Source organism: Devosia sp. MC521 (assembly GCF_014127105.1).
Classification (GTDB): Bacteria; Pseudomonadota; Alphaproteobacteria; order Rhizobiales; family Devosiaceae; genus Devosia.
Window position 1 is genome coordinate 1,924,254 of record NZ_CP059902.1, and the last position, 26,538, is coordinate 1,950,791.

The window sequence follows — 26,538 nt, forward strand, 5'->3', positions numbered from 1 at the left end:
ATGACCACCATCGCTCCCACGCGCCCTCGCCTTGACTGGACCGGGATCGTTTTCGCGGCCGTTCTGTCGATTGCGATCATCTTTCCGCTGCTCGTTGTCGGCACCTGGGCTTTCACCGAGGTCTGGCGGTATCCGAACGTCATCCCGCAACAATTTGGTTTCCGTTTCTGGGGCCAGACGTTAGGGCGTCCCGACGTTTGGGCCGCGCTGACGCTGAGCCTACAGCTCTCGACAGTCGTCACCCTGTTGTCTGCCGCAATATGTCTACCCGCTGCCTATGCATTTGCGCGGCTGGACTTTCCGGGTCGCTCGATCCTGTTTTTCTCGTTTCTCGCCGGTCATGCCTTCCCAAAATTTGGTCTGCTGATCGCCATTGCAGCGATCTTCCTCCAACTTAATCTCATTGGCACCTTCTGGGGCGTGGTGCTGATCCAGCTCGTCGGCACATTGCTGTTCATGATCTGGATTCCGGTGGCGGCGTTCCAATCGGTAGACCGGCGCATGGAAGAAGCGGCACGCGACGTTGGCGCTGGCCCATTCCGCGTGTTCTGGTCCGTCACGCTCCCGCAGGCGGGTCCGACGATCGCCGCTGCGGTGCTGTTGAGTTTTGTCGGTACCTTCTACGAAACCGAAGGCGCTTGGCTCATCGGCGCACCAGGCATCCGAACCATGCCGGTTCTGATGATTTCCTTCATCAACAATCAGATGGTCATCCAGTTTGGCGCGGTACTGTCCGTGCTGCTGTGGGTACCCTCGTTTATCGCTCTTATCTTTGCCCGCCGGGTTATCGGCGGCGGCGCCTTCGCGCGCGGCTTCGGGGGCTAGGAAACCATATGTCCGTTCTCAAGATCACTGATGTCACCAAGCTCTTTGGCTCCTCCATTGTGGCGGTCGACAAATTTTCGCTCGATGTTGCCGATGGCGAACTGGTGTGTCTCCTCGGCCCTTCTGGGTCGGGTAAATCAACTCTGTTGCGCATGGTTGGCGGGTTCGAACGCGCCTCCTCAGGCGTCATCTCCATCGACGGCGAAGACATCACCTACCTCGCGCCTGAAAAGCGCCCGACAGGCATGGTATTCCAGAGCCACGCCCTGTGGACGCATATGAATGTGTTCAACAATCTCGCCTTTGGCCTCAAACTGCGCAAAACCCCTTCCAAAGAGATCAAAGAGCGCGTTGAAGGCATTTTGGAGCTCGTTGGCCTGCCGGGCTATGGCACGCGCGGCGTGGGCCAGCTTTCGGGTGGCCAACAGCAGCGCGTGGCGCTGGCGCGTTCGCTCGTCCTCGAGCCAAAGATCCTCTTGCTCGACGAACCGTTCGCCAGCCTCGACCAGCATCTGCGCGAGCGCCTTCGTGAAGAAGTGCGCGATATTCAGCAGCGCCTCAAAATCACAACGCTTTTCGTCACCCACGGCCAGGACGAAGCCCTTGCCATGGCGGATCGCATTGTCGTCATGCGCGATGGCCGGACTGAGCAGATTGATCGGCCAGAAACGGTCTATCGCGAGCCACTGACGCCTTTTGTGGCTGGCTTTATCGGCCAGATGAACCTCGTGGACGGCAGTGTAACCAACGGTCAATTTGAGCGCTCTGGCTTCACAGTCGCTCTGCCCATCCCCGATGGCGCGGCAACCCTGGCTATGCGTCCTGAAGCGCTGGATCTCGAAGTTTCAGAAACTGACTGCGCCGTCGTCCATCGCGTCACCGATTTTGGCACGCACGGGCTCGTTGACGTCCATTTGAGCGACAACACGCGGATCAAATCCATGGTCAACCATCCGGACCTCTTCAGCAACGGCCAACGCGTCACCCTCAAGCCCAAAGCCATCGCGGCCTATCGCGACAATGCGCGGGTGTATCGAAGCTAAATGACCTTCCCGCTTTACATCGAAACAAACGGCCACCGGACGTGGCTGAAATGGCACCGAGGGCGACGCAAGGCGGATGATCCCGTCTTTGGCGCGAGCCGCATCATCGAAGCCATGCGGATTGGGGCGAGTGTCGAAATCGACCTCGTCATCCACGCCGATCACGGCTGCGCTGTGTTGCACAATTTTGAACTATCGGAAGAAACCACGGGCCGCGGCTTAGTTCGCGAGACGTCAGCTGACGTTCTGCGCCAACTCAATCTGCGCGACAACAGCGGCGTGGTTCTGCCGGAAAAAGTGCTTTTGCTCGAAGACCTTTGCGCCCTCCTCGACACAGAGCCCGCTCACCCAGAGGCCTTACTGCAACTTGATTTCAAAGAAGGGCGTGCGGCGCTCGACGAGGAAACGGTGCGCAGCGTCGCCGCAACGATCAAAAATCATGTTGGAGCAATGATCCTCTCCGGCGGCGACTTTGCGGCGATCGATCTGCTCGCCAATGCAACTCCGGGTCTCAAGATTGGCTATGACCCCTGCCACGGCGACAGCCTTGAGCAACTTAAACAGAGCGGCGACTACGATGGCTTCATCCAGGATGCCCTCGCCACGGCACCCGACGCCGAATTGATCTATCTGCATCACGAAATCGTCCTTCAGGCCGACCGCGAAGGCTTCGACATGATCGCTGCTGTCCACGCTGACAACCGCCGTGTCGATGCTTGGACCCTCAACAAGGTCGACGCACCATCGCTCGAGAAGGCCCGTCTCCTCATCGCTCTTCGCGTTGACCAAATCACCACCGATGACCCGGAGGGGCTGCATTCAGCCCTCACATCATGACCCTCAACTACGACGCTATTTTGGACCGTATGGTCGACGCTGCCCGCGAAGCCGGCGTGCTTACCCAAGGTCATTTTAAGAATTTTCGCGATATTGAGATCGGTGTGAAGGGTCCTGGCGATTTCGTCTCCGACGCTGACCGCCAGTCCGAAACGCTTATTCGCGAACGACTTTTCGCTATCGATCCGAGTTGGAGTCTTACCGGGGAAGAGTTCGCACCCGTCGATGGCGCCGATCCTGAACACCGTTGGCTCGTCGACCCGATTGACGGCACAACGAACTTCCTCTTCGGCCAACACTACACCATCACAATCTCCCTGCGTCGCGGCAGTGAGACGGTATGCGGGCTCGTCTACAATCCCGTCTCCGACGAGATGTTTACGGCAATGAAGGGCGGCGGCGCCTTTCTCAACGGCGCAAAACTCGACGTCAGCAAACACGCCGATGTCGGCATGATGTGCATCGGCACGGGCCTCGCGCAACCGAGCCACAGCCTCTACCCCGGCGCCTATGAGCGCCTTGACCACGTCCGTAACCAAGTGGGCGCGGTTCGCGTCGTGGGGAGCGCTGCAAACTCCTGTGCCTATGTGGCTTGCGGACGGTTGACCGGCTATTACGAGGAGACCGGATTTGTCGATACCGCGGCGGGCATTCTACTGGTGCAAGAAGCGGGCGGGATCGTCACCGACTGGTGGGGCCGCGGGGAAGAGCACTATGCGAAAACAGGCGCTCTAATCGTCGCCAACCCCGCAACGCATGCCTTCCTGCTGAACGAATTCGCAGCAGTACCACCCAAAAACGCTTAAGCAAACCGCACCACCATAACCCAGCGCGCCTCCCATGGCCGCTGGGCAATTGGCGTATGGAGCACGCATTTGAAGTGCCCCGCATGGGCTCCAAAGCATCAAACCATCGTACGACCGAATACATTCAGTACGTACGAAGCGAACGTTTTCAAATCAGCGATGTCATGAAAGAAAATGGCGCGAGAGACGGGGCTCGAACCCGCGACCTCCGGCGTGACAGGCCGGCGCTCTAACCAACTGAGCTACTCCCGCAGCGCTTGCGAACTCTCGTTCGGCGCAACGTGGGGCTGTTTAGGGTGACCTGCTTGGGTGTCAAGCGAGCGAGTTTGAGGATGATGGTTTTACACAAACCCTTGGCAAACCATTAGAAACAAACCCCGCCCGTGTCCGAGTTCAAAACTGAACTCCAGACCCACGACGTGTAGTGGTGTCATGTCGAGAGACGCTTTTTGACCCGCAGGATAAGGCGTGGTCGGAGGCAGAGATTTCGATCCGCACCTGTCGGCCAGTTGTCCTGCGCCAGATTTTGTAGGTCTACAGGCAATTTAATTTATAGTGAGAGCCCTGCCTGCCGCGTCGAACAGATGTACTGCGTCAGGCGGGATTTTGGCCGAGAGTGTTTGGTGCAATTCCAGCTCTGGCGCGCCATCAATTTTGAGCGTGACCAGATCGCCGTTTGCAAGCTCGACATAAGCAAGAGCGTATTCGCCAAATTGCTCGATCACAGTCAACCTACCTGAGAGGTCTCCCTGCCCTTCGGCGGCGACCTGCAAATGCTCTGGCCGGATGCCAAATGTTTTGGCTTCGCCGAGCTTGGGATGATCGAGGCGTACCGTTCCGCCCCCCGGCAAGCTAAACCCGCCAGATGTCGGGGTGATCTCGATAAAATTCATTCGCTGGCTGGCGATAAAGCCGGCGACGAAAGTGTTGACCGGATGGCGATAGAGCTCAAGTGGCGAACCAACCTGTTCGATCTTTCCGGCATTAAGCACGACGATGCGATCGGCCAAGGTCATGGCCTCAACCTGATCATGGGTGACATAAATCATCGTCGCATCGAGCGCATCGTGCAGCTTGGCAATCTCAATGCGCGTTTGAGCGCGTAATGAAGCGTCGAGATTGCTCAGCGGCTCATCAAAGAGAAAGACCTTGGGGTTGCGGACAATGGCGCGCCCGATGGCCACACGTTGGCGTTGCCCACCGGACAGCGCTTTAGGCATACGATCGAGATAGGGCTCGATTTGCAGAATACGCGCCGCTTCGCGCACCCTTTGCTCGATCTCTGCCTTCGGCGTTTTGGCCAGTTTCAGGCCAAAAGCCATGTTGTCGAAGACGCTCATATGCGGATAGAGCGCGTAGGACTGGAACACCATGGAAATGCCACGCTGCGGCGATGGCACATCGTTGACGACTTTCCCACCAATAGAAATTTCGCCACCCGAAATCGGCTCGAGCCCCGCGATCATGCGCAACAGCGTGGACTTACCGCACCCAGAGGGGCCGACGAACACGACGAACTCACCGGACTTAATATCGAGATCGACGCCGTGGATGACCTCGAGACTCCCATAAGATTTCCGTACATTCCGTAGCGTAACGTCAGCCATATCGGCCTCCTTAAACTTCGATCAGCAGTGTTGCGATCTCGAAAGGTCGCAAGGCCAGTTTGACGCTATTGTTTGCGAGCGGCAGAGGCTTGGTGGGGCCTTCTTCCATAAGATTGACCGTGCGGACAGATTTCACCGGCAGGCCAAAACTGATGGTTGCATCGGCCCGGATATTGGCGTGCTCAAACAGCCGCAAGACCAAGCGATTAGACGCCTCGGCCTTTTTGACAGTTTCAAGCGCAACATTGGGCACGTCGACCGAGGCAAAACTAAAGCTGTCCAATCCCTGCGCCGGCGCAGACGCAATGGTTCGGGTGCCAACGACAGCCAGAGGATTGTTGAAGCGTTCGGCGGCGCGGTGGACTTCGTGCAAATCAGCCACGCCATCATGCACGAGAAGTCCATAGCGCAGGCGATGTTCGCCCAGATCCGCATCGGGCGCGGGGAAGGTTGACCCGCGCACCAGCGTCAGCCGCACCGATTGCTCGTGGCAATCATAGGCATATTTGCAGTCATTGATCAGCGCCACGCCGAAGTCGGTTTCGCTGATATCCACCCACCGGTGCATGGAGGCTTCAAAGCGCGCGCGGTCCCAAGTGGTGTTGCGATGGGTCGGGCGTTTAACGTGGCCGAACTGAATTTCCGAGCGAATTTCGGAGATATTGAGATCAAATGGGAACTGCGCCTTGAGAACCGTCTGCCGCTCCAGCCAATCGATATAAGTATCGAACTCGATCTGCCGCTCGCCGGCAACAAGGGAGATTACTTGCACAATGGTCGAGCTTTGATACTTGCGCTCGATGCGAAGGGCGGCGCGATGAGGACCGGTTTCCGCGACGGAAATCGTCGCAGCCGTATCGGCCAATGGCCAGAACTGCTCTTCAAAATAACGGTCTATGTCCCAAGCATCCCACTCCATCGGCTTGTCTTCATAGGCGATGAGGCGGTTGGCTTTTTCTCCAGCGGCCAGGGTTTCGCGCTGACGAGCCTTGTCGAAGATTGAAGTAATTTCGCCGGACTTGTCGAAAGTCACACGCAGAAGCTCATTTTCAAGGTGTGTCTTTGTGGCTGAAACAGCCGAACGGACAGCGCCTTGCTGAGCAACAAGCTGCGTCCGTGTCCAGCCAAGCGCAGCCACGTTCGAGACCGGTGCGGCAAAGCTGGATGTGCCATCGGCACGACTGATTTTCTGAAGAGGTGCGGAGCCAGAGGCTGAAGTGACAGCCGCACCGGCAAGCTGCGCATCGGAACCGAAATCAACGAGATCGTTACGGGTCTGCCCGGTAAAGTTGAAAATAGAGAGCGCACCGTCGCCCGACTTTGCAAGGGTTTTGGCAGCGGTGTGCCAAGGCCCATTCTGCGAATTGAGCGTCGAGAAAATCTCGGCATATTCGCGGTCGCTGTCGACATAGACTTCCGGGATCGAGGTGCCGGGCAGAATGTCGTGGAACTGATTGATCAACACCAGTTCCCAGAATTTGGCCAAAGTCTCGCTTGGATAGGCGTGGCCAGACTGACTGAGGGCCAACGCGCCCAAAAACTCCAGCTCGCGCAGCATGCGTTCGGCGCGGCGGTTGTTGGCCTTATTTTTGGCGACCGAGGTCAGCGTGCCCCGGTGGTATTGCAGGTAGAGTTCGCCATTCCAGGTCGGAAACTTGCTACCAGGCTTATCCATGGCCGCGCCGAGGCGGTCGAGATAGGGCACAATGCCTTCCAGCTTGACCCGTGGCGCACCCGGAATACCGCGTTCTAGGCGAATACCGCGCTCGATCATCGCCCGTGTCGGACCGCCACCACCATCGCCATAGCCATAGGACATAACGACTTCATTGTGCACCGCCTTGGGCTCGTAACGCTTCCACGCACCCATGGTCTCGCTCACGGACAGATCGCCATTATAGGTCGTGAAAATCTGCTCGCTTTCGTATTTTTGAGCGGTGATCAGCTGGGCTTTGGTGACAGTGCCGTCGATCCCGCGCCAATGGAAACTGTCGTAGGGGTGGCGATCTGTGTCGTTCCAGCTCAGCTTGGAAGTGACAAAATATTTGAGCCCGGATTTATCCATGATTTGCGGGAGGTTGGCCGAATAACCAAAGGTATCGGGTAACCAAACGGTTTTCGGATCGACGTCGAAATGATCGAGGTGGAAGCGCCGCCCGCGCATGATCTGGCGCACCAGACTTTCACCCGAAACAATATTGACGTCTGGCTCCACCCACATGGCGCCTTCGATCTCAAACTGGCCCGATTTCACGCGCTTGATCATTCGTGCCCAGAGCTCTGGATAATCCTGCTTGAGGAAATCGAAGAGCACGGACTGATTGTACATGAAGATGAACTCAGGATACTCCTCCATGAGGTTCAACACTGTCGCGAAAGACCGACCAGTCTTGTCCCGCGTGTGCATGACCCGCCAGAGCCAGCCCACATCAAGGTGGGTAGAGCCAACGGCCGTGATCTGGGGCTGTACCTCAGTGTCGACGAGCGCATAAATCTCGGCAGCAATCTTCTCGGCGGCGCCCAGCGACGCCTCAAATTCGGGGGTAAATCCGGCGCGGCGATCCAGTGCCCGCAAAGCCCTGTCGACAATGTTGAGAATGGCTTGGCGGCGCGCGTCGTTTTGATAGAGCCGAATGGCGACGTCGAGTGGTGTTTTTAGGTCCCAATAGAGTTTTTCGGCACGCTCGCTACGGGTAAAAAACTCGACGGTAAACCCAACGAGCGGGCGGTCGAAAAACGTAAAGGCATTGACCAGCAGCGTGTGCTTTTTACCCGGTTTGGCTTTGCGCTCGATAACCAGTTCTGTGTGGTTGCCGTCGAGCGCCTGCGCTATGTGGCCATCAATATAGGCGAGGCACTGCGGATCAGTGGACCCCGGCCGATCCTGCCACTGGCTCTTGAATTTGAGCACGAAGGTTTTCCCGGCCGCCGCCTCGGGCACAGTTACCTCAGCGGCGAACCACGTGTGGCCCTGCTTTTTCGCCCAGACGGAATGGGAGCCAAAGGTCTCCCATGATCGCCAATCTGCAGAAAGGGCGTCCCCCGCCGAAATATCTGCGCGCTGGATGTGCCACTGCCAACCGACATCGGAAACGGGCGTCAGAATTTTGGCTTCAAGATCTGCGCAGAGGCGGATGAGCTTGCCCTCCATTTTGAGGTCATCATCCAACAAGCCCAGCTTGGTCGATTGGGGATTGGAATAGGTCATCCTTTAACTCCGACACCGGCGAACCCTGTGTTCATGTTCCGCCTGAGAAGAAAATACACGCCGATCGCCGGCGCCGCGTAGATGATTGAAAACGCTGTAAGAAAACCGTAGTTGATCGCGCCCTGCTGGCCGAAGGCAGCGTAAAGGCCGACGGACATTGGGAAAGCATCCTGCACGCGAGCGAAGATGAGCGGCAGCAGGAACTCATTCCATGCACCTGTGAAACTATAGAACCAGACCACTGCAATGCCCGCGCGAGACATGGGCAGAACAATTTTGGTGACGATCTGGAGGAGGCTCGCGCCCTCGACATAGGCAGCTTCTTCCAATTCAATCGGCACTGTGTCGAAGAAGTTTTTGAGCAGCAGCAGCGTGAACGGTAAGTTCAAAATCGTCAGGGATATGATGACACCGAGCTGGTTGAGCAGGCCAGAGCGCTGAGCGGCAAAATAGAGCGGCACCAGCACGCCAACAGACGGCAACATGCGCAACAGCACGAGGGTCCACAAAAAGGCGTTGCGCCCCGGGATGCGGAGCCGCGACAGCGGATATGCCGCCGCAATGCCGACGAGAACGCTCAGCGTTGCAGTACCCGCAGCGATGATTAAGGAATTGAGGAACTGTCGTCCGGCGTCCCCACTCACCGCCTCTGCGAAATTATCGAGCCCAACGGACTTTGGAATTTCCAGAAGGCCGCTGGCATCCGGATTAAAAGCATTCAGGATTAGCCAGGAAAACGGGCTGACCCAGATGACCGCCATAAAGCTCAGTGCGATGGCCGTCATGCGCGAGGTTGTGGCGTTGGACTCCATTATTTCGGCTCCCGCAGCAGGCGCAGATAGAACAGCGAGAGCACGCCAACAATAATCAACATGGCGACAGAAATGGCGCTGCCGAAGCCCAAGTTCCCGCGCGAAAAACTCTGATTATAGAGGAATAGCGCAAGGGTCTGGGTCTGTGTGCCAGGCCCGCCTCCCGTCATCGCGTAGATGAGCGGGAAATAGGTGAAGGTCCAAATGGTGATGAACAGCATATTGGTCGCAATGTGCGGTCGGATAATCGGCAATTGCACAAGCAAGACACGCTGAAGCGGTGTCGCCCCATCGACTTTGGCCGCTTCCACCACTTCGCGGCTGACGCTATCGAGCGCGGCAGAAAAGAGCAGATAGGACCACGCCGTGCCTTTCCACACATTGGCGATAGTGACGATGGGCAGCGCGTATTCATTGATGAAATTGATCGGCTTAAAGCCAAGCGGCACGACGATCAGCTGATTGATGAGGCCAGTCTGACTTGTGGTGGCGGACCAGAGAAAGGCCGCCACAATGTCTGGCAGCAACCAGCCCAGCATGATCGACACTTCAATGATGGTGCGCAGTTGCGAACGCGTACCACGCAGGACGGCCGCCAGCATAAATCCGAGGACGGACTGCCCCACGATGGCTGAGAAAAACACAAAGACAACGGTGGTCCAGAGAGATTCAAGAAAGCCGCGACGGGTAAACAGCCGCTCAAAGTTTTGTAGACCAACCCAGCTCCACTCGACAGATTTGCGCCCGACGAGGGCCAGATCCGTGAAGCTGAAGGCGATGGCCCAAGCCGTAAAATAGAGCAAAGCGCCAATCAGGAGAGCGGCTGGTAATAGCGCTAGCCCGAGCACCCAAATATTGCTCGTCAGCCAGGGATTGGATTGGTTGGTCATGCAGACACCAGCCCATGTCTAGGACGGAACTAAAGGGAAGTGCGACGGCATCCGGAGGTCAGGTGGATGCCGTCGTCTCGGGAAAAGATTATTCGTAGGTAATCACATTCTCAGCGCCAAATTCATCGACGAGAGCATCATGATAGGTCGTGATCACCTCATCGACGCTTGCCCCATCGAGAATGTCAGATGTGGCCTGCTGGATAAGTGCGGATACGGTCTGATAACCCGGAATAGTGTCGCGACCTGTGGTGTCCGCTGCCAGCTTTGTGGCTTCGGCCAAGAACGGATCGGCTGTGTATTCGGGCGATTCAGACACGTCGGTTCGCACCGCCATACGGTGGGTCGTTAGCGTCCACGCCTTAAAGTTTGCCTGATCAAAGATGGTGGTCAGGAGCTTGAAGGCGAGTTCTTTGTCAGCGGCCTTAGAGCTGATGCCCATGGCCCAGCCACCGGAAATATTGGTAGTGGCTTTGGTGCCCGGCTCGCCAGAACCCGGCCATGGCGTCCAAGCCACGAGCGCATCACGTTCTTCGCGGCTAGGCGGATTGTTGCAGTCCCAGATACAGGCATCTTCCCAAGAACCAGAAGCCATAATGCCCATATTGCCGTCACGCAGTGCCTGACGCACGGCGACACCAATGTCGGTCGCGTAGTTCAAGTCTGCAGGCTGGAGTTGTTTTTCGACGAATATCTGATGGTAGAGATCGAATGTGCGGCGCAGGGCCGGACTATCGCCAATCCATTGATTAGTTTCCCGGTTCAGAAGTCGATTGCGATCCCCCTCGGGGACGTCGGCACCCAGTAGGGCCATATAGACGCCCTGCATAGTGGTGGCTTCGCCCTGCTTTATCCCTGCCGGTATCTGAAACGGATACTGTACGCCTGCGTCTTTGAGTTTTTGTGCTGCATCGAGAATGTCGGCCCAGCTCTTAGGCTGCCACGGCAGGGCAATGCCCGCCTTTTCGAAATTACCCTTGTGATACCAGAGCATGCGCACGTCGGTATCGGTCGGGAATGCGAATAGCTTGCCCTGGTAAGAAGAGACTTCCAACAGGCCGGGCATGTAATACTGATATTGGTCCCACGTCTTGGCGAGATCATCCAACGGTTCGAGATAGCCAGCTGCAGCCAATTCGGACACCATAAAGCTGTCCATCAGATTGACGTCAGCGGCGGTGCCAGCAGCAAGATCGAGCGCGATACGCTGATCATAACCCTGCCCCGGCAGTTTGATGGCGTTCACCGTCTCGCCGGTGGCCTCCTCAAATGCCTTGATGCCCGGCTCGACGAGTGCGCTGGTCCATTCTGCATACATGAAAGATACTTCCGCCTGTGCCGGCAAAACCGAGGCGGCCAGCAGTGACGCAGCGGCCACCGTGGTCAGAAACCTAGTCCTTAGCATCTACTCCTCCTCAGAAGCTGTCATCTCGTTGGACGACCGTGGACCAGGCCTCACCCAGCCACAGGCCCAGCAAAGCACAAGTATTGCAACGTTGCAATTTCTATTAACGATTTTTTAATTACACTCTATCGGGCGAGTTTTCCTCCTTTAACCTAAGGTCATTAGCGACACATCTTGAATGTATGTTTGGCATCAGCTCTGTTATATCGTTGCAAAACGCAGGTTGTTTTCAGGTCCCCTGCCCTAGACGTTTCGGATCTCACCTATGGCACCGCGCAAACCAACAACGCCCCCGCAGAGCGCCTCCCGCGTGACGCTCAAAACTATTGCCGAAATGACAGGATTAAGCCTGTCGACGGTGTCCCTGTCGCTGCGCGATGGCAGCAAACTCAAACAAGAGACGCGCGACAAGGTCGCGGAGGCAGCCAAGGCGCTCGGCTACGTGCCCGATCGCGCCGGGGTAAGACTGCGCACCGGCAAAACCAATGTCATAGCGCTGGTTCTTGATAGCGCTGAAGACTCAATCGATTTCGCCCGGCAAATGATCCAGGGCATCGGACAAGGCATTAGGGGTACTCGCTACCACCTGACCGTTATCCCTGAATTTGAGCGCTCGAACTCAGACGAAACCATACGCTATGTTCTGGAAAACAGAACAGCGGACGGCGTTATCATCACCCACACTCGGCCCCGCGACCGGCGCGTTCAAATGATGATGGACGCCAATTTTCCGTTTGTCAGCCACGGGCGGACGGAGTTTTATGCGCCTCATCCCTACCACGATTTTGACTCCCATAGCTTCACGGTGATGGCCGTCGAGCGGCTTGTCGCCAAGGGCTGCCGCTGCATTCGTCTGGCCATGGGGGATGATCGTACGACCTACTTTCACACCGTTCAGACGGCATTTTTGCAGGCAACGGCGAAGGCGGGCGTTGAAGCTTTCGTCCATGAAAGCCTCATGGGACGATCGCCGAACGAGACGCGCGCAATTGGCTCGGCTCTGGCCAAAGAATGCAAGACGCCCTTCGGGATTATCTGTGACAGCGAAATGCGCACAATTGCGCTTGTCGGGGGAATGCAGGAAGCCGGCGCTGTGATGGGCCGCGATTTCCACGTTGTCTATAAGCAGACATCGGGCATTTTACCTGCCTTTTTCCCGAATATGGACAGCCTACGCGAAGATGTTTTCAGCGCCGGCCAAGAGCTAACGCGCATCCTGCTTGAACGGATAAATGGCGAAAAACCGTCTCAGCTGCAAACTCTCGCAAGTCCTCAACCCCATTGGCGGCCACAGCCAGCAGAAGACCTCAGCACTCACGATCCATTGTGAGAGCATTTCTGCTGTACCGATCCCGATATGCGTCACAAGAATTGGTTTGCCCGTTCAACCTCTTACCGACGACCTAATTTCCCGAACACCGCCGCACTCCCACGCTGCAACTACGCTGCACTCTCCACACCGCGTTCAAAATCACAGAACGGAGTAATCGATTAAATAGCAGCGCCGCAACACACCCAAACCCAGTTCATACAAAGTTCAAAGATCAAAAATTCTATCGAAAATAATTATCAAGAATATAGGCACAACTAATACCGACCCCATGATCCGATATAAACTTACCGACGCAAATCGGACCGCTCATCTACTCAAATGAATACGCTCTGCATCGTTCATTTCCCAGATATTCCAGAGACTTGAACACGGCGCCAACCCACCATGCGGCAGGTTGACGCACTGCCATACAAGACTTAGGCTACTGCTGTTAGGACCGATTTTATTGCAAATATTCAAGCAGAATACGGACCGGTTCAGCAAACTGAGGAGGAGTGCTGATCATGAAGCGTGGTTTACGGCTTACTTTACTCGCGACACTAGCAACGACATTAACGTCGAGTTTCGCAATTCAGGCTGCAGTGGCGCAGTCCCCAATCGACTCCATCACCCCCGTCACGGACGAAATGCTGCTCAACCCGCCGGATGGCGACTGGCTGATGTGGCGCCGTACCTATGACGGCTGGGGCTATAGCCCGCTTGATGAAATTACCAAGGAAAACGTTGGTAAGCTGCAGCTGGCGTGGTCTTGGGGCATGTCTCCAGGTGGCCGCACCCAGGAAACACCATTGGTGCACGACGGCGTGATGTTCATCCAGAACTCCAATCACGTCATTCAGGCGCTCAATGCTGCGACCGGTGAATTGATCTGGGAATATGAGCATCCGCTGCCAGATGGCGTTGCCCCGAACGGCGAACGCAACAAGGCGATCTACGGCGACAAGCTGATCTTCGCGACCCGCGATGCCCATCTCGTTGCCGTCGACATCAAAACCGGCCAGCTCGCTTGGGATCAGCAGGTTGCTGACCACAAGAAGGGTTACGCATTCACCTCCGGCCCTCTCGTGGCTGAAGGCGTTGTCATCCAAGGCATGACCAACTGCTCGAACGCTCAGCCGGGCGGTTGCTTCTACACCGGTCACGATGCTGACACAGGTGAAGAGCTGTGGCGCTTCCAGACAATCGCCCGTGGCGATACACCTGAAGGCAACAGCTGGAACGGCCTGCCGCTCGAAAGCCGTCACGGCGGTTCGGCGTGGATTTCTGGTTCATACGATCCAGCACAGGGTCTGTTCTTTGCCGGCGTTGGTCAGCCTTATCCATGGCCAGCAGTGGTCAACGGCCTGCTGCCGAAGAGTGATGATCCAAACGTCACCAATGACGCTCTCTACACCAACGCCACCCTCGCGCTTGATCCTAAGACAGGCGATCTGAAGTGGCACTTCCAGCACATGCCAAATGACTCGCTGGATCTGGACTATGTCTATGAGCGCTTGATCATTGACGGCAATGTCGATGGCGAAGACCGCCAGATGGTCATCACCACCGGCAAGACTGGCATTATCGAAGCACTGGACCGCACCACCGGTGAATGGCTCTGGCACAAGGAAACGGTTCCACAGAACGTCGTTCTCGAAATCGATCCTGAAACCGGCAAGAAGACCATCAACCCAGACGTTATCCCGCAGATTGGTGAAACCACCTTCAACTGCCCGGCTGACCCTGGTGGCAAGGCATGGCAGGCAACGTCCTACAGCCCACGCACCGAAACCATCTATCTGCCGCTGGTTGAGTTCTGCTCGAACACCACCCCGCAGCCGATCGATCCAGGCACCATCTACACCAGCGGTGGCCGCGCGATCTTCTCGCGTGTTCCAACCCCTGAAAGCGATGGCAACTACGGTCGTCTGGACGCTGTGAAGGTCGCCGATCAGTCGACCACTTGGTCGCACCGTCGTTATGCTCCACTGACCACCTCGACCCTGCCAACCGCTGGCGGCCTGGTGTTCGCTGGTACGCTGGATCGTAAGATGATGGCGTTTGACGACGAAACCGGTGACGTGCTCTGGGAATCCAGCACTCTGAGCAACGCTCTTGAATCCTTCCCGATCTCCTATGAAGCCGATGGCAAGCAGTACATTGCCGTGGTCTCTAACTGGGCATCGGGTCTGGGCCGTCTGCAGTCGCTCACTCCAGACATCAAGCTGCCTGCGCACAACCCGGCCACCGTCTACGTCTTTGCTCTGCCAAACGAATAAGACCTGACGACACGATCTCCGTTTGGGCGGACTTGGCACACGCTAGGTCCGCCCAGACCACCTCAAGAGGTCCGGAACATGACTAAGACTAAATTGGCTTCGCACCTCGCATCAGCCGTCTCCAAACTCCCCCGCATCGCTGCGTTGCTTTTCGTATGCTGCACGCCTGTTGCCGCTCAACCCGAACCTGAGTTTTTTGATAGGCCTTACGTCTACGGCCAGTGGGAAATCGGCCGCAAAACCGATGAATCCAAACTGCGTTACTGCGTTGATCCACGAGACGGCGAATGGCAAGTCGCTGCGGCCATTGGCGAGGCTATCGCCAACGCGCTTCTGCTAGAACCCGTCGAAATCGTGGTCGAAAGCGATTTCGAAACCGAAGACATCACCCGCGTCTATCGCCATTTGCTGGAACAATGCAGCCTCTACATGGGCTTCAAACTCCTGCCCGAAGGCTATGATCCGTGGTCCATGCCAACGCGCGGCTTCTACGATGCAAAATATGCCTTCGTCACCGACGACCCGAACATAAAAAGCCTTCAAGATCTCGCGCCTAAGCAGATCATTGGCGCGGCCCTTGGCACAACGGGCCACGTCCGCTTAGCTAATTACAACAACGCGCAGGCCTCAGAGCGCCGCTGGCGAATTTTCCCAATCGGCACCAACCCTCTAGCGCTCGACGCTGTACTGTCTGGCTCCGTCGATGTCGCTCTCGTCTGGGAGCCATCCTTGTGGGCACTCCAGCACGCCGATGACAAATATAAAGCGCTCAGCGTACTCTCGTCTGCCCCCCTGCCCGAGACCTCACTGCCGGTCGGCGCACTCATGCTGTCGAACGAAACTTTCCTGCGCAATTCCATCGACGAAGCCGTAGCGGCCCTCGTCAGCGATGGGACAATCGATGCCATTTTGGCTGAGTTCAATTTCCCCGGTCAAGGTTCGCGCTAATGACATCATCTCAAGAGGGCATTCGCGTTGCCGACGTGAGCAAACGTTATGGCCGCACGCTGGCGCTTGACGGCGTCAGTTTCGAGGTGAAGCCACGCGAGCTCTTTGCGCTGCTTGGCCCCAATGGCGCTGGCAAAACCACGCTCATGCATATTTTAAGCACGGTTCTGCGCCCCGATAGCGGCACAGCGGAACTGGCAGGCCACAATGTGGTCACCGCACCGCTCGAAGCTCGCGACGCACTCGGCATCATCTTTCAGGAACCAAGCCTGGATGATCGCCTGACCCTGCGCGAAAACCTCAATTTGCACGGCTTGGTCTTTGGCATTCCCCGCCGACATAGGCTCAACCGCATCAACGAAATGCTCGCACTGGTGGAGCTGACAGAATGGGCCGACAAGCCCGCCCGTGCACTCTCATCAGGCATGAAGCGACGCTTGGAAATTGCGCGCGCACTCATGCATGATTCAAAAATCCTACTGCTGGACGAACCCACAGTGGGGCTTGATGCGCAAACGCGCGAGCGCATCTGGGGCTATATCCGCAAACTACAGGCCGATCGTGGCCTGACCGTTCTGGTTACAACCCACTATATTGAGGAAGTTGAGGCCTGCGACCGGGTCTGCATCATCGATCATGGCAAAGTGCTTGCGCTAGACACGCCCGATGCGCTGCGCGCGGCGCATGGCCAGCAAGTGCTGCATGTCACACCACGGTCCGAGGCGGATCGTGCCGCCATCCTGAGTCAATATGCGGACCGGTTGATCTCCCAAACCCCCGTCGACGTGACGCTGCGGTCCGACGAGGCCTTTGTTGAGACCTTCCTTGGCGCCTACGGCACGAGAGTGTCAAACTTCGTCAATGCCATCCCAAGCCTTGAAACAGTGTTTTTGACTCTCACCGGACGCGAGTTGCGCGACCGGGCGGCGACCGCGCGTGAGCGCACAGCCGCCTTTGGCAAACGCGGCGGGGAGCACACACGATGAGCATGCAAGAAAAGTCACTGCCAACACGCTACTCCTCGCGCTTCCTGATCCAGCTCAATGGGCTTTACGGCCTCTGGATGCGCGAGGTCATGCGCGCCTTTCGCGATAAGGGACAATTGATCGGTGGCGTCAGTCGCCCGATCTTGTGGGTGCTGATCCTCGGCATTGGCCTCAACCCCTATTTCCGCGGTGAAGTGTATGGCTCGGTTACGTTTGTCGTACCCTTCACCTATCTCCAATTTATCTTTCCTGCCGTGGTCGCATTGAACATCATGTTCACCTCGGTCCAATCAGCTGTCTCGGTCATTTGGGACCGGGAGTTCGGCTATCTTCGCGAAGTGATGGTGTCGCCACTCTCTCGTGCCACCGTGCTCTTGGGCAAAATCCTCGGTGGGGCAACGGTTGCCGTTCTTCATGGCTGCCTTGTGCTCATTCTCGCGCGCTTTGCCGACGTGACTCTTACCTTTCAGCAAACACTCCATGCCCTTGGTTTAATGTGTCTTTTAGCTTTCACATTAACAACACTTGGGGTTGTCATCGCCAATCGCATCCGCACCTTTGAAGGCTTCGGCATCTTCTCAAATGCGGTGATCTTGCCGCTGTATTTCCTCTCCAGCTCGATCTTCCCGCTCGACCCGGCCCTCTCCCAGGCACAAACCAAAATCACCTATCCTGAGTGGCTCGTGACCTTGGTGCAGTGGAACCCACTCACCTATGCGGTGGACGCTTTGCGTGGCGCGCTGATCAATTACAACCAGTTCGACCCGCTGATCGGCATTTCGATCCTTGTTGGCAGCGGCGCTGTGCTCTTCGCTATCGCACTCTATGACTTCAGCCGGAACTAGCCGCCATGTCTCGCTATAAGCGTGCGCTGCAAACATTCGGCCCAGTCACCGCAGTGGTCGCTCTTCTTGTCGGCGTATCAACGCTACCGCCAGACACCTCTCTGCGCGACATTCAAAACGTCGGCACCCTAAGAGCCTGCGTTCCCACCAACTATCCGCCGCTGGTCACGAATGATCCAGCTGCGCCCGGCGTCGATATTGAAATCCTCAGCGCCGTGTCGGCGAAGCTAAATGTAACGCTGGTCTTGAGTCCCAGCGCTGAGATGGGCCGTGACTTCAATCCACTGAATTGGAACCTCAACCGCGCGAAGTGCCAGATCGTAGCGGGCGGCGTGGTTGCGTCTAGCCAAACACGGTCCTTCCTCGAAACTTCGCCCTCTTATGCGCAAACCGGTTGGGCGATCGTTTCCAAGGAGCCACTGCCTACGCTTGAGGGCAAAACCCTTGGTGCCCTAACCCTGGTCTCTGGCCTCAACCGCATCGAGTTGGCAGGCTATCTCCGCAATCAGCAAAGCACTGTGCGCGTTGTTCCCACCGAGGCGGCCTTCGCGGACAACATCAATAGTGGCACTTTTGATGGCGGTGTCACTGAGGCACTTCTCGCCAGCCAACTGGCGACCGAAAACAATTGGCATGTGGCACCAGTCTCAGATGCGCTCGCCAGCTACCCGATCGTTCTCGGCTTGTGGAAGGGTGATCTCACGCTCAAGCATCAGGTCGATGCAGCGATCTTGGATATGAAGGCCGATGGCACGATGGATGCCATTTTGGCCAAATATGGCGTCAATCAACAAACCACCGGTGCGTCTCTCTAAAACGAGACGCTCCGGTCACGTCCCCACAACAAAACTGACGACGGCGTTCCACGCTGGAGACAGCAGAAAACGCGTCACCCCGAGGGCCGTGATAGCAAACAGCACCCAACTGCTGATCAGCGTCATGCGGTCAGAAAGCTGCGCCCCAAAAATCTGGAGGAGAAATCGCCCGGCCAAGCTCGGCAGCGGGAGAAGCGCCAGAACAGCCATCGCCAAATAAATCCGTGCCGCAGTGCGCAAAAACGCTGCAATCGTAATGCCGGCCGTGTGAGGCAATGAGAGCAAGACCGGGGTGATTAGCTGCATCGCCAGCCAAGCCAGCGCCACCATGGTCAGACTGCCGCACAGTGTCAGCAGGACCAAAGCAAACTTGCCGGATTTGAGCTCGTGCCCATTGACGACAACGGGCTTGGACCACCCAAACCCCGTCAAGACGAGCGCTAACAGGCCCGGCAAATCCGTATGCACAGCGGGGTTGAGCGTAGTACGCCCGTCATAGCGCGGACCCTTGTCGCCCAATTTGACGGCAAGATAGGCGACCGCAAATCCTTGGATTGGAAATGCGATCAGCGCAGCGATAATCCGCACAGCAATGAGCTGCAGGTTCAGTTCCCAAGCAATCATATTCTGGTCTGCCTACAGCCCAAGGATCGTCGCGGTCTTGGCTTACTTCTGCATCACCAGTTCATATAGCGCGTCGCTATTTGCTGGCAGGTCCATGCCATCCTTATAGCCATTCACCTTGAGGATATAGGCCATTAGATCAGCATAGATTGCTGGCGCATAACGCCCGGGCGAGCTTGGCGGCATCGTGCCGACCATGACGTCGAACAGTGCGCCGGCAGGACCGCCGTCCGCATATTTCTCGTCAAAGCTTGGGCCACGCAGGACCGGACCACCGAGGAGACCGCCCTTGAGATCGTCGCCGTGGCACTCGGCGCAATCTGCTTCATACTTCTTCTTACCGCGCGTTGCCTGCGCTTCAGAATAGCTAACGGGGCGCTCTGCTTGCGCAACGAGAATACGGTCAACGCTCACTTCGGTTGTAGCCGGGGCTGGCTTCAGGCTGGCGGGGGACCAGGCTGTAAGCAGTACGGCAGCGGAAGCGGCGATCCCAACGCCGACAACTCGACGCAAAATGCTTGATGATCCAATAGTCAAAACAACCTCCCTAGTCTGTGCAACCCGTCCTGACGAAGCGCTGCCCGGTTAGACTAGAATGGTAGTTTGCCTATGTCGAGCAATGTTTTAGCGAATTCTTTCTGCTGCGCCACAGGCATTTGAATTTATCACCCCCCCGTCCCGGCCGATTAATATGAACCCCATGGGCAAGGCCGATTGAACGAGGATCATCGATCCGAGTTAGGAGGTTCTTACTGCCGCGGGCGACCCGACCCAGCCCGAAATCGCCGCAACCGACCACTCGGCCTCCCTATCGCCCTGCCCCTATTCAATTACCGGGATCGATGACTTTATAAAGCCCGGAGTGGTCCTTTTCTCCCAGCCCTTGCGCAATGGCGCTGTTCATCAGCTGATGTAGGCTCGCGGAATGCGGCAGGAACAGATCAAGCGCTTTGGCGACGTCCAGAGCCAGGCCAATGTCCTTGCGATGCAGCCGAATACGGAAACCGGGGTCAAAGGCTTCCCTAATCATCCGGTCGCCATGCACCTCCAATATGCGCGACGAGGCAAACCCGCCCATGAGAGCGTCGCGGACCTTTGCGGGATCAGCCCCCGCAGCCTTTGCAAGCGCAAGCCCTTCTGCAACGGCCTCGATCGTGAGGCCAACAATGATTTGGTTGGCGACTTTAGCGGTCTGGCCGGAGCCGACGTCGCCGATATGGGTGATGTTTTTGCCCATAAGCTCAAACAAAGGACGGGCGCGCGCGAAATCGCTGGTCGTGCCACCGACCATGATCGTCAACGAAGCCGCCTTCGCGCCGACTTCGCCGCCTGACACTGGCGCATCAAGATAGCCTGCTCCAAGAGCGGCGATCCGTGAGGCAAATTCCTTGGTTGCCACCGGTGAAATCGAGCTCATATCAATGACGAGCTTGCCCGGCGACAGAGACGACGCCACGCCATCTTCGCCAAACAGAACCGCTTCAACATCTGGCGTATCCGGCAGCATCAGGATGACAGTGTCGGAAGCGGCAGCCACTGCTGAAGCGCTTTGCAAGGCGATTGCACCGGCCTCCACAAGATGCTCCGACACCTCTTTCACCCTATGGAGATAGAGCGTGTGACCCGCAGCAATGAGGTGCCCAGCCATGGGCCGCCCCATGACCCCAAGACCAATAAAACCGATCTTCATACTCTGCTGCTCCACTCTGTAAACCATCCCAAACCGGCGCTCGTACCTGCTTTGGGCTTGTATTCAGCACCAACCCAGCCGCTGTAACCTGCATCGTCTAGCGCTCTGAAAATATTGGGGTAATTGATCTCGCCCGTACCGGGTTCATGGCGGCCCGGATTGTCGGCTACCTGGACGTGAGCAATCCGGGACTGCAAGCGCTTAAAGCCCGGGATCAAATCCCCCTGCACGATCTGCATGTGATAGAAATCATACTGTAGATAGAGGTTGTCATGCCCAACGGCATTGGCGATCCTCTCATAGTCAACGGTGGAGTTGATGAGAAAACCGGGAATGTCGCGGGTATTGATCGGCTCGAGTAGGAGCTTGATACCGGCGGACGAAAGGCGCGGTGCTGCGTAGCGGAGATTGTCGATGAGCACGGCTTCCAGCTCGTCCCGCGCCATGCCAGTCGGCGCAATCCCAGCCAAGCAATTGAGCTGCGTGCAGCCCGTCGCCTGTGCGTAGATAATGGCCCGATCAACGCCCTCGCGGAACTCTGCAATTCGGTCTGGGTGGCAGCCGATACCGCGTTCGCCTCCGCCCCAATCGCCCGCTGGCAAATTGAACAGCGCCTGCGTTAAACCATGGGCTTCCAGCTGAGCCTTGATGTCTTCCGGCTTGTGCTCATAAGCCCCCACATATTCGACCGCTTCAAAGCCATCAGTCGCCGACGCCGCAAATCGCTCCATAAATGGCAATTCGCCATAGAGCATCGACAGGTTTGCAGAAAATCTTGGCATGTTAGGCGTCCTTCAACGGCCCTGGATAAGGGATAAACTCGCCGCCACGGCAAGATTTCAAATAGTTCAAAGCGTGGACCTGACCGACCATTTCCAACTCGTCGCGATAGACCGGATCGTGCCAACCTTCGATATCGATTGCGCCTGTGTAGCCCGCCAGACGCAGCTCGGAGATGACATCGCTCCAATTGGTGTCACCAAAGCCCGGCGTCCGCATCCAGACCGCTTTTTCTTTGCCGCCAAAGCCGTGCTTTTTGATCACATCCCAGCGAATGGTCGCGTCCTTGCCATGGACATGGAAGAACTTGTGGCCCCACTCGCGGATCTGCGGGATTGGATCAATGAGATAGGCCATCTGGTGGCACGGTTCCCATTCGAGCCCCAGATTGTCTTCCGGCAACTCATTGAACATCATCGACCAAGCATCGAGATTATGGGCGATGTTCCAATCCCCGGTCTGCCAATTGCCGCCATTCATAGCGCAGTTCTCAAAGGCAATCCGGACACCCTTGTCCGCAGCGCGTTTAGACAGCTCCCCCCAGACTTTCTTAAACTGAGGCAAGCTCTCCTCGATTGGTCTGCCGCGAACACGACCGGTGAAGCCTGCGATGCAGGTCGCGCCGAAATGGTGCGCGTTATCAATCAGCATTTCCCAGCCGCGCAGCGTTTCGACATCCTTCTCGCGATCTTCGAGCGGATTGCCGAACATGCCCAAGGTCGAAATGGTAACATCACGATCACCGATGACATCCTTGAGGCGCTTTGCCAGCTCCGGCAAATCCTTATTCACGGTCTGCCAGAAATAGGGCTCGATGCTCTCAAAACCATGCGGCAGGATTTTTTGCAGATAGCCAGCGGGATCGGGCTCATGGCCGCGGATCATGGTGCCGATACGAATTGCTTTGGGGTCAATAGCCATAGTGAATTCCTCTAAATATGTATTTCGACGCGACGGCCAAGCGTCGAGCTATCGATGGCACCGAGCACCATGGCGAGGCTTTTGATATTCTCGCTGCCGACGGTTTCGGGCAAAGGCCCGCCGCGGGTGGCGGCTAGGAAATCTGTAATGACCCCAAGGTGCCCACCGATACGATCCGCAGGATCAAGCGCCGGGATTTCAAGCATGGCCGTGTCTGGCAGCAACTGCCCACTCACATGCGCGTTCGAGCGTGCCGCGCGAATATCATCGGCACCATCCCAGACAATGCTGCCCTCGGTTCCGGTTATGCGCCAGTAGCTCTCCCAAGATGTCCTTAACCCCGGCGCCGCCCATGAGCCGCGATAGGTCATGACCGCCCCACCAGCGAAATGAAAACTGGCGAAGGCAGAGGCATCACGCTCATACCATGAGCCCGCCGGGTTCCACTCTTCGGCATAGGCCGAGGAGGCAATGTCACCGATGACGTAGCGCGCCGCATCAAATGTGTGGACCGCCATGTCGAGCAGCAGAACGTGAGGCATTTGCTCGCGGAAACCACCGAAATGGGGATCAAGGAAGAAGTCACAATGCACCCCCGTCACCTCCCCAATAGCCCCCGAAGCCACGAGGCGATGAATGCGGCGGAGCTGTGCGAGATAGCGGCGGTTTTGAATAACGACGTGCAGCCGATCTGCGGCCTTGGCGCGCGCCACCAGATCCCTCGCCTGCTCTAGCGTTTCAGCCATCGGCTTTTCAGACAAGACATGGGCCCCGGCGGCGAGCGCAGCACTGACGATGTCGTGACGAACCGCGGGAATGGCGACGTCAAAAACAATCTCCGGCGCCAATCTGGACAACATGGCGGGAAGATCCGTCCCGATTTCGGGATTGATATTGCGCTCTTTGGCACGCGCTTCCGCATTGGCGGGATTGATGTCGACAATGCCGACGATGTCAACACCGCCAACGGTTTTGATGGCTTCGAGCCACTTGCGGCTCATTGCGCCAGCGCCAGTAAGGACAGCGCGTTGATTGATGGTCATGAAACTAGCCAACTGCAGAGGGGGACAGAGACGACAGACGCGTGCGGTGCAACATGCGCTTGTCACGAGGATCCGGATTGGGCACCGCCGAAATCAGCGCGCGCGTGTATTCCTGGTCTGGCTGAGTGCATATCTTTTCTGCATCGCCCACTTCCACCAACCGTCCGCGATGCATCACGGCCACCCGGTCGCAGAAATAGCGAACCACGGAAATATCGTGGGAAATGAAGATGAAAGACAGATCAAGCCGCTCCTGAATCTCCAGCAGCAGATCCAGAATTTGGCTACGGATCGACACGTCCAGCGCTGACGTCGCCTCATCAGCGATAACAATGCGGGGGTCGAGCGCCAAAGCACGCGCAATGCCAATGCGCTGGCGCTGTCCGCCGGAAAAGGCGTGCGGATATCGCTCCATGACGTCCGGCGACAGCCCGACGAGGCGAAGGAGTTCGGCAGTTTTATGCTCAATCTCCTGAGCGCCCAACTTGCCCTCAACGATCAGCGGATCCGCAATGATCTGCCGGACCGTCATGCGGGGATTGAGGGAGGCAAAGGGGTCTTGGAAAATCAGACGTACATCTGCATGGAACTTGCGCAGCTCAGCCTTGGACAAGCTGGTGACGTCAATTTCAGAACCGTCGCGCTGGCGGTACAGCACTTGACCAGCGGTTGGCTCCACAACACGCAGAATGAGGCGTCCGAGCGTGGTTTTGCCCGATCCGCTCTCGCCAACTATGCCGAGGTTCTCGCCGGCATGGAGCACAAGATTGACGTCGTCGACGGCCTTTAGAGCAAAAGATTTGCTTCCCAAAAAACCCTTGGCCCCGCCATAGACCTTGGTGAGGCCATTGATGGTAAGGATGGGCTGAGGCGCAACGACCGCTTCGGCGCGCGCGGCGGCAGGCTGTTCAAGCTTCACGGTCGAAGCCAGTAGCCGCTTTGTATAGGGGTGTTGGGCCGCATGGAAAATGGCATCCACCGTCCCCTTTTCGACGATCCGCCCAAAACGCATCACGGCCACATCGTCCGCAACTTCCGCCACGACGCCCATGTCATGGGTAATCAGCAGCATGGCCATGCCACGCTCGATTTGCAGGCGTTTGATTAGGTCCAGGATTTCAGCCTGAGTGGTGACGTCTAGGGCAGTTGTCGGCTCGTCCGCGATTAGTACATCCGGATTGCAGGCCAGAGCCATGGCAATCATGGCGCGCTGACGCATTCCTCCAGAAAACTCAAACGTGTAACGGTCCGCCATCTCTGCGGGGTTTGGAATTTCCACCTGACGCAAGAGTTCAACGGTGCGGTCCCGCGCCGCGCGCTTACTGAGTTTGACGTGAAGGCGTAAAACCTCGTCGATTTGGCTGCCAATGGTGTGGACCGGCGACAGCGAAGACATTGGCTCCTGAAAAATCAGGCCAATGCGGGCGCCCCGAACGGCTCGCACTTCCTTGCTGCTCGATGACAGCTGAGCAAGATCGGTTTCTGTCCCATCAGAGCTCAAGATGATCTTACCACCAACCATCACTCCGGGCTTATCAACGATGCGCATGAGTGACCGCGCCGTTACCGATTTTCCGGACCCGCTCTCGCCAACGAGCGCCAGCGTGCGTCCCCGATAGAGATCAAAGCTTACGTCCCGCACCGCATGCAGAATGTGTGTTCGAAGGTGAAAATCGAGCGATAGGTTTTGAACGCTCAGAACAGGCTTTTCCATTCCGCGCTCCTCAGCTCTCATAGGGGTCGGCAGCATCGCGAAGTCCGTCACCGAAAAAGTTGAAGGATAGAACCGCAATCACCACCGCCAGACTGGGCCAGATCAGTAGCCAAGGTGCCGTCGAGATCGACCGGATGTTTTGCGCGTCTTGGAGCAGCACGCCCCAGCTCACGACCGGCGCCTTGAGCCCCACGCCCAAGAAGGACAGTGACGTTTCGGCGATAATCATCGAGGGGACCGCAAGCGTCGTCACCGCCAATATGTGGCTGGTGAGAGAGGGAAGAATATGCCGGAAAATGACGCGGGGCTCGCTCGATCCATCGAGCTTGGCTGCCGTGACAAAATCCTCATTGCGAAGCGAAAAGAAGCGTCCTCGGACCTCGCGGGCCAACCCGGTCCAGCCCAATAGTGATACGATGACCGTTATGACGAAATAGACATGCAGCGGCGACCAGGTGAGCGGGATTGCAGCCGCCAGGCCAAGCCAGAGCGGAATGGTCGGCATGGCGCTGACGACCTCAATGATGCGTTGGATCACAGTGTCGACGATGCCACCGAAATAGCCTGAGACCGAGCCAAGCACGACGCCCAGCACGAGCGACATGCACACCCCGATTAGCCCGATCGACATGGAAATACGCGTGCCATAGACCAGCCGGCTCAGCAAATCGCGCCCTAGGCGATCCGCCCCAAGCAAGTAGACGGTCTCGTTGGGATCAATAGGACCAAAAAAGTGTCGATTGGATTCAAATAGGTTCCAGAACTTGTAAGTTGGTCCCTCCACGAAGAAGCCAACGGGAACAATCACGCTGTCGTCGACAACGAAAGTGCGCCTGAGTGCCTCCTTGTCGATGGTGACCGAATAGCCCTTTGCATGGATCTGGAATTCACCTTCGGGAGTGAAGAGCGCCAAAGTTTGCGGGGGGGCATAAGTGTATTGAGCGCGACTGGTGTCCGGCAGGCCTGGCGCGAGAAACTCTGCCAGTGCACTGACCAGATAGAGGGCCAAGATCACGCCGCCGCAAAAAACGGCGACTTTCTGCGCGAGGAACTTGCGCCAGATCAGTGTCCATTGCCCAGCACCGGCATCCGAGATTGGTGCCATTCCCGGCGCGAGTCCGGAGATTGCCGGACCATCATCAACGCTT

General features: G+C 57.1%; 23 protein-coding genes and 1 tRNA gene. 10 read left to right on the forward strand and 14 right to left on the reverse strand.

The window, feature by feature from the left end:
* From H4N61_RS09145 to H4N61_RS09160, 4 genes are read left to right on the forward strand one after another with little or no spacing between them, the layout of a single operon-like run.
* A complete protein-coding gene (locus H4N61_RS09145) occupies positions 1-825 on the forward strand; it encodes an ABC transporter permease subunit (RefSeq protein ID WP_182393827.1) in 825 nt (274 codons plus the stop codon).
* 8 nt (positions 826-833) lie between these two features.
* Complete coding sequence (locus H4N61_RS09150; protein ID WP_182393828.1) at positions 834-1,868, forward strand: ABC transporter ATP-binding protein; 1,035 nt, start codon at positions 834-836, stop codon at positions 1,866-1,868.
* On the forward strand, positions 1,869-2,705 hold the full coding sequence (locus tag H4N61_RS09155) for a glycerophosphodiester phosphodiesterase family protein (protein WP_182393829.1): 837 nt from the start codon (positions 1,869-1,871) through the stop codon (positions 2,703-2,705).
* Positions 2,702-3,511: an inositol monophosphatase family protein gene (locus H4N61_RS09160; protein WP_182393830.1), complete on the forward strand. Its 810-nt coding sequence runs from the start codon at positions 2,702-2,704 to the stop codon at positions 3,509-3,511. Before H4N61_RS09155 ends, H4N61_RS09160 begins: the two co-directional genes overlap by 4 nt.
* 175 nt (positions 3,512-3,686) lie before the next feature.
* Here the strand turns inward: H4N61_RS09160 and H4N61_RS09165 are convergent.
* The 6 genes from H4N61_RS09165 to H4N61_RS09190 form a co-directional block, all read right to left on the reverse strand.
* Positions 3,687-3,763 (reverse strand) — tRNA-Asp (locus tag H4N61_RS09165).
* 293 nt (positions 3,764-4,056) lie between these two features.
* Positions 4,057-5,118, reverse strand: a complete 1,062-nt coding sequence (gene ugpC / locus H4N61_RS09170; protein WP_169193702.1) for a sn-glycerol-3-phosphate ABC transporter ATP-binding protein UgpC — start codon at positions 5,116-5,118, stop codon at positions 4,057-4,059.
* A 10-nt stretch (positions 5,119-5,128) separates the two neighbouring features.
* Positions 5,129-8,326: a glycoside hydrolase family 38 C-terminal domain-containing protein gene (locus H4N61_RS09175; protein ID WP_182393831.1), complete on the reverse strand. Its 3,198-nt coding sequence runs from the start codon at positions 8,324-8,326 to the stop codon at positions 5,129-5,131.
* The gene (locus tag H4N61_RS09180; protein WP_182393832.1) at positions 8,323-9,138 is read right to left on the reverse strand and encodes a carbohydrate ABC transporter permease; all 816 of its coding nucleotides are present in this window, start codon (positions 9,136-9,138) and stop codon (positions 8,323-8,325) included. The genes H4N61_RS09175 and H4N61_RS09180 overlap by 4 nt, the downstream gene beginning before the upstream one ends.
* Positions 9,138-10,028: a sugar ABC transporter permease gene (locus H4N61_RS09185; RefSeq protein WP_169193699.1), complete on the reverse strand. Its 891-nt coding sequence runs from the start codon at positions 10,026-10,028 to the stop codon at positions 9,138-9,140. The genes H4N61_RS09180 and H4N61_RS09185 overlap by 1 nt, the downstream gene beginning before the upstream one ends.
* 88 nt (positions 10,029-10,116) lie before the next feature.
* Positions 10,117-11,433 (reverse strand): extracellular solute-binding protein, encoded by a 1,317-nt coding sequence (locus H4N61_RS09190; protein WP_169193698.1) that lies wholly within the window; start codon positions 11,431-11,433, stop codon positions 10,117-10,119.
* A 265-nt stretch (positions 11,434-11,698) separates the two neighbouring features.
* Between H4N61_RS09190 and H4N61_RS09195 the strand changes: the two genes are divergently transcribed.
* The 6 genes from H4N61_RS09195 (at position 11,699) to H4N61_RS09220 (ending at position 18,618) form a co-directional block, all read left to right on the forward strand.
* Entirely contained in the window at positions 11,699-12,763 is a 1,065-nt protein-coding gene (locus tag H4N61_RS09195; RefSeq protein WP_169193697.1) for a LacI family transcriptional regulator, read from the forward strand.
* Positions 12,764-13,269: 506 nt separating this feature from the next.
* Positions 13,270-15,024 carry a PQQ-binding-like beta-propeller repeat protein gene (locus H4N61_RS09200; RefSeq protein ID WP_169193696.1) on the forward strand — a complete coding sequence of 585 codons (1,755 nt, stop codon included), beginning with the start codon at positions 13,270-13,272 and terminating at the stop codon, positions 15,022-15,024.
* Between the two features lie 78 nt (positions 15,025-15,102).
* Complete coding sequence (locus tag H4N61_RS09205) at positions 15,103-15,972, forward strand: transporter substrate-binding domain-containing protein (RefSeq protein ID WP_182393833.1); 870 nt, start codon at positions 15,103-15,105, stop codon at positions 15,970-15,972.
* Complete coding sequence (locus H4N61_RS09210) at positions 15,972-16,958, forward strand: ABC transporter ATP-binding protein (protein WP_182393834.1); 987 nt, start codon at positions 15,972-15,974, stop codon at positions 16,956-16,958. Before H4N61_RS09205 ends, H4N61_RS09210 begins: the two co-directional genes overlap by 1 nt.
* Complete coding sequence (locus tag H4N61_RS09215; protein ID WP_248306501.1) at positions 16,955-17,803, forward strand: ABC transporter permease; 849 nt, start codon at positions 16,955-16,957, stop codon at positions 17,801-17,803. The genes H4N61_RS09210 and H4N61_RS09215 overlap by 4 nt, the downstream gene beginning before the upstream one ends.
* A 5-nt stretch (positions 17,804-17,808) precedes the next feature.
* Entirely contained in the window at positions 17,809-18,618 is an 810-nt protein-coding gene (locus tag H4N61_RS09220) for a transporter substrate-binding domain-containing protein (protein WP_182393835.1), read from the forward strand.
* A gap of 15 nt (positions 18,619-18,633) precedes the next feature.
* Here the strand turns inward: H4N61_RS09220 and H4N61_RS09225 are convergent, their stop codons facing one another.
* From H4N61_RS09225 to H4N61_RS09260, 8 genes are all read right to left on the reverse strand, one after another.
* Entirely contained in the window at positions 18,634-19,242 is a 609-nt protein-coding gene (locus tag H4N61_RS09225; protein ID WP_182393836.1) for a hypothetical protein, read from the reverse strand.
* 42 nt (positions 19,243-19,284) lie between these two features.
* Entirely contained in the window at positions 19,285-19,779 is a 495-nt protein-coding gene (locus H4N61_RS09230; RefSeq protein WP_182393837.1) for a c-type cytochrome, read from the reverse strand.
* A gap of 289 nt (positions 19,780-20,068) precedes the next feature.
* Positions 20,069-20,932: a 2-hydroxy-3-oxopropionate reductase gene (locus H4N61_RS09235; RefSeq protein ID WP_182393838.1), complete on the reverse strand. Its 864-nt coding sequence runs from the start codon at positions 20,930-20,932 to the stop codon at positions 20,069-20,071.
* Positions 20,929-21,714: a 2-oxo-tetronate isomerase gene (gene otnI, locus H4N61_RS09240; protein ID WP_182393839.1), complete on the reverse strand. Its 786-nt coding sequence runs from the start codon at positions 21,712-21,714 to the stop codon at positions 20,929-20,931. The genes H4N61_RS09235 and otnI overlap by 4 nt, the downstream gene beginning before the upstream one ends.
* A 1-nt stretch (position 21,715) precedes the next feature.
* A complete protein-coding gene (locus H4N61_RS09245) occupies positions 21,716-22,633 on the reverse strand; it encodes a sugar phosphate isomerase/epimerase (RefSeq protein ID WP_182393840.1) in 918 nt (305 codons plus the stop codon).
* A gap of 11 nt (positions 22,634-22,644) precedes the next feature.
* Positions 22,645-23,676: a Gfo/Idh/MocA family oxidoreductase gene (locus H4N61_RS09250; protein WP_182393841.1), complete on the reverse strand. Its 1,032-nt coding sequence runs from the start codon at positions 23,674-23,676 to the stop codon at positions 22,645-22,647.
* A 4-nt stretch (positions 23,677-23,680) separates the two neighbouring features.
* Positions 23,681-25,390 (reverse strand): ABC transporter ATP-binding protein, encoded by a 1,710-nt coding sequence (locus tag H4N61_RS09255; RefSeq protein WP_182393842.1) that lies wholly within the window; start codon positions 25,388-25,390, stop codon positions 23,681-23,683.
* A 10-nt stretch (positions 25,391-25,400) separates the two neighbouring features.
* On the reverse strand, positions 25,401-26,495 hold the full coding sequence (locus tag H4N61_RS09260) for an ABC transporter permease (protein WP_248306606.1): 1,095 nt from the start codon (positions 26,493-26,495) through the stop codon (positions 25,401-25,403).
* Between the last annotated feature and the right edge of the window lie 43 nt (positions 26,496-26,538).

What these genes read in the sequence shown, in the direction of transcription:
- H4N61_RS09175 (WP_182393831.1), bottom strand. Translation starts at nt 8,326, where the DNA reads ATGACCTATTCCAATCCCCAATCGACCAAGCTGGGCTTGTTGGATGAT.
- H4N61_RS09215 (WP_248306501.1), top strand. Translation starts at nt 16,955, where the DNA reads ATGAGCATGCAAGAAAAGTCACTGCCAACACGCTACTCCTCGCGCTTC.
- H4N61_RS09210 (WP_182393834.1), top strand. Translation starts at nt 15,972, where the DNA reads ATGACATCATCTCAAGAGGGCATTCGCGTTGCCGACGTGAGCAAACGT.
- H4N61_RS09150 (WP_182393828.1), top strand. Translation starts at nt 834, where the DNA reads ATGTCCGTTCTCAAGATCACTGATGTCACCAAGCTCTTTGGCTCCTCC.
- otnI (WP_182393839.1), bottom strand. Translation starts at nt 21,714, where the DNA reads ATGCCAAGATTTTCTGCAAACCTGTCGATGCTCTATGGCGAATTGCCA.
- H4N61_RS09225 (WP_182393836.1), bottom strand. Translation starts at nt 19,242, where the DNA reads ATGATTGCTTGGGAACTGAACCTGCAGCTCATTGCTGTGCGGATTATC.
- H4N61_RS09260 (WP_248306606.1), bottom strand. Translation starts at nt 26,495, where the DNA reads ATGGCACCAATCTCGGATGCCGGTGCTGGGCAATGGACACTGATCTGG.
- H4N61_RS09155 (WP_182393829.1), top strand. Translation starts at nt 1,869, where the DNA reads ATGACCTTCCCGCTTTACATCGAAACAAACGGCCACCGGACGTGGCTG.
- H4N61_RS09145 (WP_182393827.1), top strand. Translation starts at nt 1, where the DNA reads ATGACCACCATCGCTCCCACGCGCCCTCGCCTTGACTGGACCGGGATC.
- H4N61_RS09255 (WP_182393842.1), bottom strand. Translation starts at nt 25,390, where the DNA reads ATGGAAAAGCCTGTTCTGAGCGTTCAAAACCTATCGCTCGATTTTCAC.
- H4N61_RS09235 (WP_182393838.1), bottom strand. Translation starts at nt 20,932, where the DNA reads ATGAAGATCGGTTTTATTGGTCTTGGGGTCATGGGGCGGCCCATGGCT.
- H4N61_RS09160 (WP_182393830.1), top strand. Translation starts at nt 2,702, where the DNA reads ATGACCCTCAACTACGACGCTATTTTGGACCGTATGGTCGACGCTGCC.
- H4N61_RS09205 (WP_182393833.1), top strand. Translation starts at nt 15,103, where the DNA reads ATGACTAAGACTAAATTGGCTTCGCACCTCGCATCAGCCGTCTCCAAA.
- H4N61_RS09195 (WP_169193697.1), top strand. Translation starts at nt 11,699, where the DNA reads ATGGCACCGCGCAAACCAACAACGCCCCCGCAGAGCGCCTCCCGCGTG.
- H4N61_RS09245 (WP_182393840.1), bottom strand. Translation starts at nt 22,633, where the DNA reads ATGGCTATTGACCCCAAAGCAATTCGTATCGGCACCATGATCCGCGGC.
- H4N61_RS09185 (WP_169193699.1), bottom strand. Translation starts at nt 10,028, where the DNA reads ATGACCAACCAATCCAATCCCTGGCTGACGAGCAATATTTGGGTGCTC.
- H4N61_RS09250 (WP_182393841.1), bottom strand. Translation starts at nt 23,676, where the DNA reads ATGACCATCAATCAACGCGCTGTCCTTACTGGCGCTGGCGCAATGAGC.
- H4N61_RS09190 (WP_169193698.1), bottom strand. Translation starts at nt 11,433, where the DNA reads ATGCTAAGGACTAGGTTTCTGACCACGGTGGCCGCTGCGTCACTGCTG.
- H4N61_RS09220 (WP_182393835.1), top strand. Translation starts at nt 17,809, where the DNA reads ATGTCTCGCTATAAGCGTGCGCTGCAAACATTCGGCCCAGTCACCGCA.
- ugpC (WP_169193702.1), bottom strand. Translation starts at nt 5,118, where the DNA reads ATGGCTGACGTTACGCTACGGAATGTACGGAAATCTTATGGGAGTCTC.
- H4N61_RS09180 (WP_182393832.1), bottom strand. Translation starts at nt 9,138, where the DNA reads ATGGAGTCCAACGCCACAACCTCGCGCATGACGGCCATCGCACTGAGC.
- H4N61_RS09200 (WP_169193696.1), top strand. Translation starts at nt 13,270, where the DNA reads ATGAAGCGTGGTTTACGGCTTACTTTACTCGCGACACTAGCAACGACA.